The sequence below is a fragment of the Cellulosilyticum lentocellum DSM 5427 genome (assembly GCF_000178835.2).
Lineage (GTDB): Bacteria > Bacillota > Clostridia > Lachnospirales > Cellulosilyticaceae > Cellulosilyticum > Cellulosilyticum lentocellum.
In genome coordinates, this window is record NC_015275.1 from 1,520,608 (window position 1) to 1,535,154 (window position 14,547).

At 34.0% G+C, this 14,547-nt stretch carries 13 protein-coding genes; 11 read left to right on the top strand and 2 right to left on the bottom strand.

Annotation, left to right across the window (positions count from 1 at the left end; all coding sequences use genetic code 11):
• Window positions 1–55: 55 nt before the first annotated feature.
• Both CLOLE_RS06860 and CLOLE_RS06865 read left to right on the top strand, forming a co-directional pair.
• Window positions 56–478, top strand: coding sequence for a hypothetical protein (locus CLOLE_RS06860; protein ID WP_013656357.1), 423 nt, complete (start codon window positions 56–58; stop codon window positions 476–478).
• Complete coding sequence (locus CLOLE_RS06865; RefSeq protein WP_013656358.1) at window positions 478–1,035, top strand: AAA family ATPase; 558 nt, start codon at window positions 478–480, stop codon at window positions 1,033–1,035. Before CLOLE_RS06860 ends, CLOLE_RS06865 begins: the two co-directional genes overlap by 1 nt.
• A 93-nt stretch (window positions 1,036–1,128) precedes the next feature.
• On the opposite strand, the gene CLOLE_RS06870 is transcribed toward CLOLE_RS06865, so the two are convergent.
• A complete protein-coding gene (locus CLOLE_RS06870; protein ID WP_013656359.1) occupies window positions 1,129–2,787 on the bottom strand; it encodes a glutamine--tRNA ligase/YqeY domain fusion protein in 1,659 nt (552 codons plus the stop codon).
• Window positions 2,788–3,029: 242 nt separating this feature from the next.
• Here CLOLE_RS06870 and CLOLE_RS06875 point away from each other — a divergent pair, with 242 nt between their 5' ends.
• From CLOLE_RS06875 to CLOLE_RS06885, 3 genes are read left to right on the top strand one after another with little or no spacing between them, the layout of a single operon-like run.
• Window positions 3,030–4,052, top strand: a complete 1,023-nt coding sequence (locus CLOLE_RS06875) for an ABC transporter ATP-binding protein (protein WP_013656360.1) — start codon at window positions 3,030–3,032, stop codon at window positions 4,050–4,052.
• 11 nt (window positions 4,053–4,063) lie between these two features.
• A complete protein-coding gene (locus tag CLOLE_RS06880; protein ID WP_013656361.1) occupies window positions 4,064–4,891 on the top strand; it encodes an ABC transporter permease in 828 nt (275 codons plus the stop codon).
• 2 nt (window positions 4,892–4,893) lie between these two features.
• On the top strand, window positions 4,894–5,694 hold the full coding sequence (locus CLOLE_RS06885; protein ID WP_013656362.1) for an ABC transporter permease: 801 nt from the start codon (window positions 4,894–4,896) through the stop codon (window positions 5,692–5,694).
• Here the strand turns inward: CLOLE_RS06885 and CLOLE_RS06890 are convergent.
• Window positions 5,691–6,317: a histidine phosphatase family protein gene (locus CLOLE_RS06890; protein WP_013656363.1), complete on the bottom strand. Its 627-nt coding sequence runs from the start codon at window positions 6,315–6,317 to the stop codon at window positions 5,691–5,693. The two genes, CLOLE_RS06885 and CLOLE_RS06890, sit on opposite strands and share 4 nt — an antisense overlap.
• 230 nt (window positions 6,318–6,547) lie before the next feature.
• Here CLOLE_RS06890 and CLOLE_RS06895 point away from each other — a divergent pair, with 230 nt between their 5' ends.
• The 6 genes from CLOLE_RS06895 (at window position 6,548) to CLOLE_RS06920 (ending at window position 14,544) form a co-directional block, all read left to right on the top strand.
• Complete coding sequence (locus CLOLE_RS06895) at window positions 6,548–7,564, top strand: substrate-binding domain-containing protein (protein WP_013656364.1); 1,017 nt, start codon at window positions 6,548–6,550, stop codon at window positions 7,562–7,564.
• Window positions 7,565–7,576: 12 nt separating this feature from the next.
• On the top strand, window positions 7,577–9,079 hold the full coding sequence (locus tag CLOLE_RS06900; protein WP_013656365.1) for a sensor histidine kinase: 1,503 nt from the start codon (window positions 7,577–7,579) through the stop codon (window positions 9,077–9,079).
• Window positions 9,072–10,649: a response regulator gene (locus CLOLE_RS06905; RefSeq protein ID WP_013656366.1), complete on the top strand. Its 1,578-nt coding sequence runs from the start codon at window positions 9,072–9,074 to the stop codon at window positions 10,647–10,649. The genes CLOLE_RS06900 and CLOLE_RS06905 overlap by 8 nt, the downstream gene beginning before the upstream one ends.
• Before the next feature lies 1 nt (window position 10,650).
• The gene (locus CLOLE_RS06910) at window positions 10,651–11,676 is read left to right on the top strand and encodes a sugar ABC transporter substrate-binding protein (RefSeq protein WP_013656367.1); all 1,026 of its coding nucleotides are present in this window, start codon (window positions 10,651–10,653) and stop codon (window positions 11,674–11,676) included.
• A gap of 140 nt (window positions 11,677–11,816) precedes the next feature.
• Window positions 11,817–12,938 (top strand): sugar ABC transporter substrate-binding protein, encoded by a 1,122-nt coding sequence (locus CLOLE_RS06915; RefSeq protein ID WP_013656368.1) that lies wholly within the window; start codon window positions 11,817–11,819, stop codon window positions 12,936–12,938.
• A gap of 79 nt (window positions 12,939–13,017) precedes the next feature.
• Window positions 13,018–14,544: a sugar ABC transporter ATP-binding protein gene (locus tag CLOLE_RS06920; protein WP_013656369.1), complete on the top strand. Its 1,527-nt coding sequence runs from the start codon at window positions 13,018–13,020 to the stop codon at window positions 14,542–14,544.
• The last annotated feature ends 3 nt before the right edge of the window (window positions 14,545–14,547 follow it).

Below are 14,547 nucleotides of genomic sequence, written 5' to 3' on the forward strand. Positions count from 1 at the left end.
AAGGAAAGCTTATAATATGGTATAAATAAAAAGTAAATAGAAGGTAGGGGAAAACATGAATGATTTAAAGGCACTTTTAGCAGAAGCTGGTTTCCATGTAAGAGTAGTGCCAGAAACTTTACTGCCCTTTCAGGAACTAACTGCTTTGATCATTAATGATAATCTTAAGTTCGTTTATGAGGAAGAAGCAGATGGCACGCTAATGATTAGGGAGATTAAGGTAGACGAGGCTTATTTGAATCTAGGTTACACAACACGCTTATTAGAGTTTTTACATAAGCAAAGTGTTTATAATATTATTTTACCTTTTGTAACGACACCAAAGTTAGTGCATATCTGTGATAAATTGGGGATTAAAAGAGATGATCACTGTGTTGATCAATATGGTTATAATAGTGCTTTTTATGCTATAGCAAAGAACTATATCTTTTTTGAAGGAAAATATGGTCATTATGTAGTAAGAAGGTTGGGAGAATAATGAAGAAGCTTATTTTAGTAGGATCACCACCTGCAAGTGGTAAAACCTTTGTGGCTAAAAAAATTGCAAGTAGTTTAAGCCAGCCAGTTTATCTAGATAAGGATACCTTTATTCCATTATCAAAAGCAGCATATGCAGCAGCTCATCAGCCCTATAATAGAGATTCTGATTTTTTTAATACGTACTTAAGGGATGCTGAATATATTGCAGCTATGGAGGTTGCACTTGAAGCACTTATTTATAATGATCAAGTTATTTTAAATGCGCCTTTCACTAAGGAATTTAGGAATAGGAGCTATATAGAAGCACTAGAGCAACGTTTAGCTCCAATGGAAGCAGAATTAAAGCTAGTATGGGTATATTGTGACATAGAACTTATTCATGAGCGTATGATTTTGAGAGCATCAGATAGGGATACTTGGAAACTAGAAAATTGGGATGCCTATGTTAAAACAAAGGATTTTTCTATCCCTACAATGCCAGGGATCGAAGTAATAGAAAATACAACAGAGGAAGAGGTAACAAAACAAGTTAAAGAGCTACTTGCTAAGTGGTAAGGCAAAGACATTTTTGTAGCGACTAATAAATGAAAAGGCCATTATAAGATTAACTTATCCGTTAACCCTATAATGGCCTTTGGTTATTTTGTATTAAAGTTTAAATGAGCTTTTAAGTGGTACAATACGGTTGAAGACAAGTTTGTCCTCTGTAGAGTATTTACCATCAACACAGAAGAAACCATTTCTTACAAGTTGGAATTTATCAAGTGGTTTTGCATCCTTGAAAGCCACATTTTCAATAAAGCCTTCTAATACTTCAAGTGAATTTGGATTGATTTGCTCTAAGAAGTGTTTACCTTCATTTTCTGGAGCATCATCTAAAATAAGAGGTTCAAACAATCTAAATTCTGCAGGAACGGCAGTAGCAGCATCTACCCAATGAATAGTAGCTTTTACTTTACGACCTGTAAAGCCAGAACCACTTTTTGTTTCTGGGTCATAAGTACAGTGTACTTCTACCACATTACCAGCTTCATCTTTAATAACATCTGTACACTTAACAAAGTAAGCGCCTTTAAGACGTACTTCGTTACCTGGATAAAGTCTAAAGTATTTTGGAGCAGGTACTTCCATAAAGTCATCTTGTTCAATGTAGATTTCACGAGAAAATGGAATCATGCGTGTACCTTGTTCTGGATCTTTTGCATTATTTTCAACTTCTAGAAGTTCTGTTTGTCCTTCTGGATAGTTAGTAATCACAAGCTTCAGTGGTTTTAAAACAGCCATAGCTAAAGTAGCTTTTGGTTGGAGATCTTCACGAAGGAAGAAATCAAGCATTTGACTATCTACTGTAGAGTCAGCTTTGGCAACTCCGATTTCTCTGCAGAAGTTACGGATAGCTTCTGGCGTATAACCACGTCTACGAAGACCAGAAATAGTAGGCATACGAGGATCATCCCAGCCATCAACTACTCTTTCATCAACGAGTTGTTTAAGTTTACGTTTACTCATAACAGTATTAGTCATATTAAGTCTAGCAAATTCGATTTGACGAGGTTTTGCTGCCATTTCACATTCTTCAACAACCCAGTCGTAAAGTGGACGATGCGCTTCGAATTCAAGAGTACAAATAGAGTGAGTAATTCCCTCAATAGCATCTTCAAGTGGATGAGCAAAGTCATACATTGGGTAGATACACCATTTATCACCTGTATTATGGTGAGAAGCATGGGCAATACGATAGATAATAGGATCACGCATATTCATATTAGGAGAGCTCATATCGATTTTAGCACGAAGTACTTTTTCACCGTCAGCAAATTCCCCTTTTCTCATACGTTCAAATAAATCTAAGTTTTCTTCAATGCTTCTAGAGCGATAAGGACTTTCTTTACCTGGCTCTGTTAATGTACCACGGTATTCTTTAGCTTCTTCTGGTGTTAAATCACATACATAAGCTTTTCCTTTTTTAATTAAAAGGACAGCACGATTATACATTTCTTCAAAGTAGTCAGAAGCAAATAATTTTTTCTCCCACTGAACGCCAAGCCATTTAACATCTTCTTCAATAGATTCAACATACTCTGTGTCTTCTTTAACTGGGTTAGTATCGTCAAAACGAAGATTGGTTTTCCCATTAAATTCTTCAGCTAAGCCAAAGTTAAGTAAAATAGATTTAGCATGACCAATATGAAGGTAACCATTTGGTTCTGGTGGAAAACGTGTAATGATTTCATTATGTTTGCCACTTTCTAAATCTCCAACAATAATATTGCGGATAAAATTAGAAGAAGTATTTTCTAACGACATATTTACAACCTCACTTATCATTTGATTTATACCAAGATAAATATATGTAGCATACATCTATCTATTTTATAAATAGAAAATTTAAGAATAAATAATTAGTATCATTATATTCTAATCTAATATTGGAAAAAAATAAAGGGGCACTTATTTAAAACCTAAAATAATTTAATTGCAAACGGAGAACGAATGTTCTATAATTAGTAATTATTTGAAAATTTATTCATATATTATGGGGGGAACGTATGGAACAAATTATGATAAAAGTAGATCATTTGACCAAAGAGTTTGTTTCTAATAAGAAGTATAAAGGTTTAAAGGGCGCATTTAAAGGGTTAATTTCATTTGATAAAGTAAAAAAGGTAGCCGTAGAAGATGTTTCCTTTAACATTCATAAAGGAGAGATTGTAGGGTATATCGGAAGTAATGGTGCTGGTAAGTCTACCACTATCAAGATGATGACAGGTATTTTGATGCCAACTAAAGGGACGTGTACTGTAAATGGCATTGTTCCGTATAAAGCAAGGCAAAAGAATGCGCAGAATATAGGAGTAGTCTTTGGACAACGCACACAGTTGTGGTGGGATTTGCCACTTTCGGAAACGTTTTCAATTTTAAAGGAAATATACGGTGTAAGTGATGAGGATTATAAGGAACGTATGACCTTTTTTAATCAAACTTTAGAGCTAGAATCTTTTATGGAAAGTACAGTAAGAACCTTATCCTTAGGCCAAAGGATGAGAGCTGATATTGCTGCAGCCCTGTTACATAACCCTAAAGTACTTTACTTAGATGAACCTACCATTGGTTTAGATGTAGTAGTGAAAGATCGTATTAGAGTAGCTATTAAGGAAATTAATGCCCGTTATCAAACAACGGTTGTATTAACAACACATGATTTAGGTGATATTGAGGAGCTTTGTAATCGGATTATCATTATTGATGGTGGCAAACTCATTTATGATGGTACTATTGAAAAGATTAAGACCTTATTTGGAGCTAAGAAAACAGTTAGTTTTGATGTAAAAGATACAAAACCATTTGAAGGGATAGATTATAGAAAACGATTTGGATTGTCAGAGGATGCGCTAAGCTATGAGCTTCATCCGTCAGAGATTAGCTTTTGCTTTAAAAAAGATCAGCTCCACTTTACAGATTTGATGAATGAGGTAGCTAAAACCAGTGAAATTAGAGATGTGAAGATGAAAGATACAGATATTGGCGATATTGTAAAAAGTATTTATAAGCATGGCATGATAGAAGAGTAGGGGAGGATTATATGAAAAAACTTAAACACCAGCTTCGTATTTATATCCCTTTTATGAAAGCAAAGATTCAGACTTTTTTAGCTTACCCTATAAGTGTTTATCTCTTCATTTTTTCCAGCTTTTTAGAGGTATTAGCTAATTACTATTTGTGGGTGGCTGTATATCAAAATAGTAACCAACAGATATTAGGTGGCTTCACTATAGATGAGATGATTACCTATATTTTTATGAGCTATGTAACGGGAAGTATTGTTCGCGTGGGAATTGCAACAGATATTGGAATAGATGTTGTAGAAGGAAGTATAGCGAGTAATCTCATAAAGCCTATTAACTATAAGGTAAAGCTTTTGTTCGAATCTCTAGGAGGGATGTTCAGTCAAATAGTTATGCCCGCAGGGTTTGTGTGGCTAGGCCTTATTCTAGTTAATTGGGTAGGTAAAGGAATAATACCACCTTCTTTAAGTACTATAATTTTTTATATAGTAAGTGGGTTGATGAGTTTTCTCATTTTGTTTTTCTTTGAGTTTTGTTTTGGTATGATTGCTTTTTATACTCAGTATGTATGGGGAATGGCAATGATTAAAAATGCACTGTTATTATTCCTTACTGGACAGATTATTCCAATTGTATTTTTTCCTGAGGCAGTAAGACATGTATTTGATTATTTACCCTTTACTTCCATGAATTATACGCCGGTTATGATTTATCTAGGAAAATTACAAGGTAGTAGCCTCTATTTAGCTATGGGCAAACAAATTGTATGGGTAATATTACTCTATATATTAAGCTGCATCGTATGGCATAAGGCAACTAAGAGACTTACGGTACTGGGAGGATAAAAATGAAAGAATTAAAAAAGTATGCTAAATTGTATAGGTTGTTTGTAGCACAGTATTTAAAGACTTTAATGCAGTCCAAGGTGGATTTTATTATTGGTTTATTAGGATACTTATTAGTTCAAAGCTGTGGCATTATTTGTCTGGCTTTGATTTTTAATCAAATTCCACAACTAAATGGTTGGAATTTTAATCAATTACTTTTTATCTATGGATTTGCACAAATCCCTAGGGGGATTGATCATTTACTAACAGATAATGTATGGATACTTGCTTTTAGAATGGTTATAAGAGGCGAATTTGATCGCTATTTATTACGTCCTATGAATCCTTTTTTTCAGCTGATTAGTGATAAGTTTCAACCAGATGCTTTAGGAGAATTGATGGTAGGGTTTCTCTTAGTAGGGGGATCTATTCAAAAAGGAGTTGTGAGTGTAAATCTCCTTAATATTGTTTTATTTATTATTTCAATAGGAGCAGGTGCACTTATTTATACAGATATAAAATTATTTTTTGCTTCTTTAGCTTTTTGGGTAAAAAATAGCGGAGGTATTTTGCAGCTTACCTATGATATGTCTGATTTTGCAAAATACCCGGTTTCTATTTATTCAAAGCCTATACAACTAGTTTTATCAACGATTGTGCCATTTGCTTTTGTAGCTTTTTACCCTGCAAGTTATTTTTTAACGGGAGAGGCAGCTCTTAAATTAATAGGTGTAGAGGTACTTATTGCACTTGTAGGATGGGGAATTGCTTACGCTACCTTTAATAAAGGAATTAGTATTTATGAAAGTGCCGGTAATTAAACCGCTGTAACAGGTGTATTTAAATGGGTGGTATCATTTAAACTAACAAGCATGGGCCTTTGCGCCTCGTCAAAGCGAATAGTGGTAATGCAAGTATTGCCTAAAGCAAAGTGATGATACATATTCATTTTCCAATCAAAAAGACCAATAAGAGCTGATTTAATAAGTCCACCATGAGAGACCATGACAATGGTTTCATTAGGATGTTTTTGAACGATGCTGTAAATACAAGCTTTAGCACGCCTGCTGACATTTTGAATACTGCCATCTCCATCGTACATAGGTCCAGTTGATTCATCTGTGAGCCAGGTGTTGAAATGTGTTGGATATAACTTGGAGATTTCCTTAAAGGTAAGGCCTTCCCAAGAGCCGAAATCTACTTCTTTTAGTGCTTCTAAAGGTATAGGACTAAGCTGTGTTGGTTTGCAAATAATTTCAGCAGTTTCAAAGGCTCTATGTAAGGGGCTAGTGTAGACGGCAGTAAATGCACCGTTTAACCTTTCACTTAACAAAGAAGCTTGGGCTTTTCCAGTTTCAGATAAAGCAATATTTTGACACCCTTGAACTTTAGCTAAAACGTTCCAGGGTGTTTCTCCATGTCTAATGAGTAATAGGGTTGTCATATTTACCTCCTACTTATATGTAAAATAACTTAGATTTGTTTAAACATTTAATCACTATAGCATAAATGAGATATGAAGGTAAATAGGAGAAAGATAAGTAGATTAGCAATAGATTCGAAATAAGGTGTATATTTTGAAAATATTAAGTTTTAAAATAGTAAAATAATATAAAATAATATATAATAGAGTCGAAATAATGTGCGTTATAACAAGGGATAAGGAGGAGCTGAATGAAAAAATCACGAGGTGGAATGAGTAATGAACAGCTTTTAAAAATAAGTATGATTGTAAGCTGCATGGCTGCTTTAATGATTGTTGCTTTGGGAACAATTTTTTTAAGAGCTAAGATTAGTCATTTATCGGTAGCAGAAATGACGACCTCGTTGGCTTATGATAAGCACTATGTTTTTATTTCAGGAGGAGCAAGTGATTCTTTTTGGGAAAGTGTTTTTGAAGCAGCTAAAGAAGAAGGGAAAAAACAACATATTTTAGTCGAAAATTTAGGAGAAGAATTAGGTAATGATTATTCAGTTAATGATTACTTACGAATGGCTATTTCTAGTGAGGTAGATGGTATTTTAGTTGTTCCAGAAGATAAAGAAACAACGACACTTTTAGAGGAAGCAGATCAGAAAGGCATACCGGTTATTACTTTGTTGTATGATGGCGTAGAGGGGAAAAGAAAGAGCTTCGTGGGGATTAATAGTGTTAATTTAGGGAAAGCCTATGGTGAGCAGATTAAGAAAATTGAAACGCCTATTAACAAGGTAACAGTATTAGTAGATGCAGAAGCAGAAAGTAATAATCAAAATATGATTTGCCTAGGCATTAAAGAAGCTTTAGAAGAAGAGAAAATAACAGTAGAAACAAAAGCAATTAATAGAGCCAATGCCTTTAGTGCGGAAGAATCCATAAGAAATATTATTTTGAGTCCACAGAAAGTCACAGATGTCTTAGTTTGCTTATCTGCAGAGGATACGCAATGTGCTTATCAAGCTTTAGTAGATTATAACCGTGTAGGTGATATTCAAATCATGGGTTACTATAAGTCGGATATTATTTTAGAGGCTATTGCTAAAAATATTATTCATTCTACAATTGCAATTGATACAAAACAAATGGGTGAAAAGGCCATAAAGGCGCTTGAAGATTTTAATTTAAAGGGAAGAGTAAATGAATATTTATCAGTGGACATTAATGTCATTGATGCAGAGAATATAGATACCCATAAAGTAAATATGAATTAAAAGGGGATAAGGATGAATAATAAGATTAATCAGTCTATGAGCCGTAAACTTGTTTTTGTGTTTATTTACACTTCGGTAATTACCTTAGTAGCTCACTTTATTACCTATGTGAATATTAATTATACCATTAATAAGTTTGATTCAGTTTATACAAGTAATACGAATCTGATGCAACTTTCAGAAAGTTTAAAGAAAGTACAAGAGCATATGTACCAGTATTTAAAGCTTAAGAACTCTTCGGACTTAGAAGCTTATTACATCAGTATACAAGAGTTCCAAGGAATGTTAAGAAATCTAAATGAAAAGCCTTCAGATCATACTAGCTTAATGATGGAAAGTCATATTCGAAAAATGTCTACAGACTATTTAAGTAAAACCAATGAAGCTGTCCAAGCAAAACGAGGAAGAAATATAAAAAAGTATAATGATTGTTATAACAGCGCTAATCAAATCTATGGCTATATTAATGCTTATATTAGCCGTTTAAATAGTGCTCAGTTTCAGTATAATTCCTACAATTATTTAAAGTTACGTTCGTCGCTTAAATATTTAGAGTTAGCAAGTACAATTATTTTATTGAGTGTTATTTTCTTTAATGGCGTGATGTTAGTTATTTTATCTAGACGTATTACACACCCTTTAATACTTTTATCTAATCAAGCCAATGAGATTGCTAAAGGTAATTTAGAAATAGATTTAATGCATGTAGAGACCGGTGATGAAATAGAAATTTTAGCAAAAGCATTTAATAAGATGATTGGTAGTATCAAAGACTATATTCAACGTTTACGAGAACGTATGGAAATAGAAAGTCAAATGAAAGAAAAAGAGCTTTTAATGGAAAATCATTTAAAAGATGCTCAGCTCAAATATTTGCAAGCTCAAATTAATCCTCACTTTTTATTTAATACCTTAAATGCAGGGGTACAGTTAGCCATGATGGAAGGTGCTGAACGTACATCGGAATTTATTGAAAATATGGCAGAGTTTTTTAGATATAATATTGCCAGAATTAATCAAGAAACCACCTTAGAGGAAGAAGTGCAATTAGTAGATTATTATATTTATATTATTAATGTACGTTTTTCAGGTGAGGTAAGCTACATGAAGGAAATCGATGACAAGTTACTGCAAACCAAGGTACCTAGTATGATTCTTCAACCTATTGTAGAGAATGTCTTTCAATATGGTATCAGAGATATTGAGTGGCAAGGTAAAATCAAACTTACCATTGCTGAGAAAGAAGAAAAAATCTGGATTAGTGTGAAGGATAACGGTAAAGGGATGAGTAAAGAGAGAATTAAACAAGTATTATCAGGTGAAACAAGCAAGGAAGAAGAAAGTAGGAGCTCTAATGGGATTGGTCTACATAACGTAGTTAATCGCTTGTGTTTATTTTATGGAATTGAGGAAGTTTTAGAGATTAGTAGTGAAGGTATGAATAAAGGAACAGAGGTTGCTTTAAAAATTCCTTTAAATCAGTCAGTAGAGGAAGGAGTGGAGGCGCGTGTATAAGATTTTATTAGTAGATGATGAGGGAATCGTTATAGAGTCACTTAAGATGATTATTCAAAAGCATTTTAATGAAGTTTGCGCTATTGAAAGTGCTAAAACAGGACGCATTGCTATTGAAATAGCAGAGCACTTTAGACCAGACATTGCGTTAATGGATATTCAAATACCAGGTATTAATGGCATGGATGCAATAGAGGAGATTAAAAAATTTAGTCCGTATACCTATTTTGTAGTCATTACAGCATTTGATCAATTTCATTATGCCAAAAGAGCTATTGATTTAGGGGTGATAGAATTTTTAACAAAACCTTTTAACAGTAATAAAATAGTAGATATACTAGGAAAAGCAATGAAGCGTGTAGATCAGCAAAGACATGTGAGGGAAATTGAACTTAAGAATAAAGAAAAATTAGAGGCGGTTGTACCTGTTATTGAAAATGGTTTTATACACAGTATTTTATTTCAAGAGGACTATGATAATCAGCTTAACAATTTTAAAGAGCTTTTAGATATTGAGGCTAATAATGGCTATATAATGATTATAGAGTTTGGAGATGAGATTAAAGAAAAAAACATGACTAATCCAACAGGAGTAACAGTAAAAGCACAAAAGTTTTATGAGGAACTTAAGGAGATTATTAAAGAATTTTTTTCTTGTGTGATAGGTCCTATTATGGCTAATAAGGTAGTTGTTTTTGTACCGGAATTACACCTAGAGAATGAGTATAACGAACGTGTTAAAATCATACAATATACAAGAGATATGCTAAATAAATTAAAGACACGTATAGATGTGAGGTTTCGAGCAGGGATAGGTAGTGTACAGTCTATGGAGAAGCTTTTTATTTCTTATAAGGAAGCTGTAAGAGCATTAAGGTCATTAGAGGGAAGTGTGGTACATATCAATGACTTAGTCTTATCTCATCATAGTAAGCAAAACTACATAACAGAACTAGAAAACCACTTTTTAACCCTTGTACAAAAAGGAAATAGTACAGCTGTTTTAGCAGAAGCCAATCATTTTTTAGGAGAACTTATAGAGTTTTATGGTGCCAATGAGGTAGTGCTTAAAGTCAAATTACTAGAAACCATTATTCTTATTAAAAGACAAGTAGTTGATACAACCTATTATACAGAAGAAGAGGGTTTAGAACGTATTTTTCAGCTTCAGGGAGATGAAGCACTAAGCGGTTGGTTTCAAGAAACCCTTTCGGGTTTAGTAAAACAGGTACAAGCTGTTAAAGAAGAATGTTATAGTGAGAGTGTTTCTACAGCAAAACAATATATTGATGAGCATTTTAATCAAGATATTTCCTTAGATGGTGTATCAAGATTAGTTAATATTAGTGCTTACTATTTTAGTAAAGTATTTAAAGACGAAACAGGAGAAAATTTTATTGATTATGTGACACAGGTACGCATAGAAAAAGCTAAACAACTACTAATGATTAAGGAAATGAGTATAAAGGAGGTATGTGTAGCAATTGGTTATAAAGATCCAAATTATTTTAGTCGGTTATTTAAAAAGCAAATAGGTGTAACGCCGACTGAGTACAGAGAGGAGCTATAAGATGAAGAGAATAGGAGGGATTTTACTTGCTACTTGTATGTGCGTACTAATAGGGTGTGGACAGCCATTAGAAACCATAAAGCAAGAGAATGTAGAGATCAAAATAGGACTGTCTTTTGATTCTTTTGTGGTAGAGCGATGGTACAGAGAACAAGATGCTTTTATCTCAAAAGCAGAAGAACTAGGGGCAGAGGTTTATGTGCAAAATGCAAATGGGGAAGTAGGAAGACAAGAAGAACAAATAGAGTATTTAATTGCAGAAAAAGTAGATGTGATTGTATTAGTAGCGACGGATGCAGATGCACTTACACCACTTGTCAAAAAAGCAAAAAATCAAGGGATAAAAGTGATTGCTTATGATAGGCTTGTTAAAAATGCAGATGTAGACCTATATATTTCTTTTGATAATGAAAAGATAGGTGAATTATTAGCAGAAACAGTTACAGAGCAGGTGCCTGATAATGGTAACATTATTATGATATGTGGTTCACCTACAGATAATAATGTTACCATAATAGAAGATGCTATTTTTAAGGTTTTAAACAAAACTAAGATTAAGGTGTTACATAAGGCATATGCTGAGAATTGGTTAAGAGAAGTGGCTTTTGATGAAGTATCTCATTGGGTGGAACAACATGGTGCTATCGATGGTATTATTTGTGGCAATGATGATCTGGCAGGAGAAGCTGTAAAGGCTCTAGCAGAATATCGCTTAGCAGGAGAAGTATGTGTGGTAGGACAAGATGCAGACCTTGCAGCTTGTCAAAGAATAGTAGAGGGCACTCAAGCAATGACTATTTTTAAAGATGTTACCAAGTTAGCTAAGGAAGCAGCTGAGCTTGCAGTAACTCTTGCTAAAAATGAGCCAGTGCAAACAAAGCAAACTATAAATGATGGTAGTTACGACATCCCTTATCGTGCTTTGACACCAATTAAGGTAACCAAAGAGAATATGGATGAAGTCATTATTGATGGTGGATTTCATTTAAAAGAGGATGTTTATCTCAATATGATGGATAAGGAATAGGATTTTTTTGTAACAAAAATATCCTATTCCTAAAAGAAAAATGAAAACTTCATAAAAAAGTACAGATACTTATAAAAAAACTCCTTATACGCCTATGCTACAATCAATTTATCTTAAGAAACCGTAAAGGAGTAGGTGCTATGAAGAAAAAGATTTTAAGCCTTGTTTTATGTATTATGATGGTTTTTTGTTTTTCAGCATGTAGCAATAAAGGAGATAGCAAAGCAACTGGTGGTAATTCTGGAAATATTGAAGTAGGCATTGTTCTTCCTACAAAGGATGAGCCAAGATGGATCCAGGACCAAGGTAAGTTTGAAGAACTTCTAGGTAAAGCTGGTTTTACAAATCAAGTACTATTTAGTCAAGGTTCATCAGCTACAGAAAAAGCTAATGTCGAGACTTTAATCTCAAAAGGTATGAAAGTATTAATCATTTGTGCACAAGATGCTTCAGCTGCAGCAGCAACGGTAGAAGCAGCAAAGGCAGCAGGTGTAACTGTTATTGCTTATGACCGTTTAATTACAGGAACCGATGCTGTTGACTATTATGTGACTTTTGATAGTGTTGCTGTTGGAGAAGCAATGGGTACTTTCTTAAGTGAAAAAGCATCAGGAACAGGTAATCCATTATATCTTTATGCTGGAGCAGCTACAGATAACAATGCTTTCTTATTCTTCCAAGGGGCATGGAATATCTTACAACCTAAAATTGCAGACGGTACCTTCGTTATCAAAAATTCTTCTGAAGCTTTAGCCTTAAAGGATACGAAAGAACTTACTCGTGATCAATTATCAACTATTATTGGTCAAGTCACAACTGATTGGGACTTTAACGTTGCTAAATCCAAAGCTGAAGCTCACTTAACAGCAGTTAGCGCAGCAGATAAAGGAAATGTATTTGTACTAGCACCAAATGATGGCACATCTCGTTCAATTGCAGATGTATTTGCAGCAGATTCTGATGTATCAAGTTATGTTATCACAGGTCAAGATGCAGAGGTTGCTTCTATTCAATATGTAATCGATGGTAAACAATCTATGACAGTATTTAAAGATACAAGAACTTTAGCTGCTGATTCTATTAATATGGCAGTATCTATTTTAAAAGGTGAGACACCAGCAACAGATGCTACATATGACAATGGTAAAAAAGAAGTGCCATCTAAACAAACACCAGTTGTAGTTGTAACACAGGACAATGTGAAGTCAGCGTTGATTGATTCAGGCTATTATGATGCTTCTAAATTCACAGGTTTAAACTAATTAGCACCGTGTTATGAATAAACATTAAGATTAAGACCGGCAGTTTATCAGCCGGTCTTAATTTAAAGGAGGCATAGGCATGGAAGAATGCATCTTGGAAATGAGAGATATAACCAAAACCTTTCCAGGAGTTAAGGCATTAAGTAACGTTAACTTCAAGGTTAAGAAGGGCGAAATTCACTGTTTAGTTGGAGAAAATGGAGCAGGTAAATCTACTTTAATGAAGGTGTTATCAGGGGTCTATCCAATAGGAACGTATTCAGGTGATATTGTTTATAGAGGAGAGGTGCAGGCCTTTAAGTCTATTGCAGATAGTGAAAATGCAGGTATTGCCATTATTTATCAGGAGTTAGCACTTATTCCAGAGTTAACACTGTATGAAAATATCTATTTTGGACATGAACTCATGAGTGGCAAGATAATCGATTGGAATAAAACAATTATTGAAGCTACAAAGGCACTTAGAAAAGTACGATTAGATATTAACCCTTCTACAAAAGTCAAAGCTTTAGGAGTGGGAAATCAACAATTAGTAGAAATTGCAAAAGCTTTAAGCAAGAATGTAGAATTACTCATTCTAGACGAACCTACAGCAGCCCTTAACGAAGATGATAGCCAAAATCTATTAGATTTATTAAGAGAATTAAAAGGTCAAGGAGTAACTTGTATTATGATTTCTCATAAGTTAAAAGAAATCATTTCTATAGCGGACACTATTACAGTCCTTAGAGACGGAGCAACCATCTGTTCAATGGATACTAAAGAGCAAGAAGTAACAGAGCAAGAGATTATTAAATATATGGTCGGAAGAGAAATAGAAAATATTTATCCAAAGAGAGCTAAGAAAGACCAGGGAGAGATTTGCTTTGAAATCAAAGATTGGACGGTAGAAGATGTTACTAAGGGAAGAGAGATTTTACATCATATTAGCTTAAATGTAAGAAAAGGAGAAATTGTTGGCATACAAGGGCTTATGGGGGCTGGACGGACAGAACTAGCCATGAGTTTGTTTGGTAATCCTAGTGGCTATAAAATGACTAGTGGTGAAATACTTTTAAATGGCGAAGCCAAGACTTTTAAGCATCCTAAAGATGCAATTAAAGCAGGTATCGCTTATGTAACCGAAGATCGAAAGGGTAATGGGCTAATACTTATTCAAGATATTAGGTATAATACCACTTTAGCAAATTTAGAAGTATTAACTAAGGGTAATGTGATTAATGCTAATGAAGAGATTAATGTGGCTAATCAGTATAAGGATTCGATCAATATAAAAGCACCTTCTATTGAACAAAAAGTAGGTAATTTAAGCGGTGGTAATCAACAAAAGGTTTCTCTAGCTAAATGGCTATTTGTACAGCCCAAAGTACTTATATTAGATGAGCCAACAAGAGGTATTGATGTCGGTGCTAAATACGAAATTTATACGTTGATGAACCGATTAGTAGAAGAAGGCATGAGTATCATTATGATTTCTTCGGAATTACCAGAGGTACTGGGTATGAGTGACCGTTTATATGTTATGTCTAATGGAACAATTACTGGAGAACTTACAGCAGAAGAAGCAACAGAGCAAAAAGTAATGGCCATGGCTACAACAAGATAGGAG

Excerpts from the sequence above, each read along its gene's own strand:
- CLOLE_RS06860 (WP_013656357.1), top strand. The coding sequence starts at position 56 with ATGAATGATTTAAAGGCACTTTTAGCAGAAGCTGGTTTCCATGTAAGA.
- CLOLE_RS06865 (WP_013656358.1), top strand. The coding sequence starts at position 478 with ATGAAGAAGCTTATTTTAGTAGGATCACCACCTGCAAGTGGTAAAACC.
- CLOLE_RS06870 (WP_013656359.1), bottom strand. The coding sequence starts at position 2,787 with ATGTCGTTAGAAAATACTTCTTCTAATTTTATCCGCAATATTATTGTT.
- CLOLE_RS06875 (WP_013656360.1), top strand. The coding sequence starts at position 3,030 with ATGGAACAAATTATGATAAAAGTAGATCATTTGACCAAAGAGTTTGTT.
- CLOLE_RS06880 (WP_013656361.1), top strand. The coding sequence starts at position 4,064 with ATGAAAAAACTTAAACACCAGCTTCGTATTTATATCCCTTTTATGAAA.
- CLOLE_RS06885 (WP_013656362.1), top strand. The coding sequence starts at position 4,894 with ATGAAAGAATTAAAAAAGTATGCTAAATTGTATAGGTTGTTTGTAGCA.
- CLOLE_RS06890 (WP_013656363.1), bottom strand. The coding sequence starts at position 6,317 with ATGACAACCCTATTACTCATTAGACATGGAGAAACACCCTGGAACGTT.
- CLOLE_RS06895 (WP_013656364.1), top strand. The coding sequence starts at position 6,548 with ATGAAAAAATCACGAGGTGGAATGAGTAATGAACAGCTTTTAAAAATA.
- CLOLE_RS06900 (WP_013656365.1), top strand. The coding sequence starts at position 7,577 with ATGAATAATAAGATTAATCAGTCTATGAGCCGTAAACTTGTTTTTGTG.
- CLOLE_RS06910 (WP_013656367.1), top strand. The coding sequence starts at position 10,651 with ATGAAGAGAATAGGAGGGATTTTACTTGCTACTTGTATGTGCGTACTA.
- CLOLE_RS06915 (WP_013656368.1), top strand. The coding sequence starts at position 11,817 with ATGAAGAAAAAGATTTTAAGCCTTGTTTTATGTATTATGATGGTTTTT.
- CLOLE_RS06920 (WP_013656369.1), top strand. The coding sequence starts at position 13,018 with ATGGAAGAATGCATCTTGGAAATGAGAGATATAACCAAAACCTTTCCA.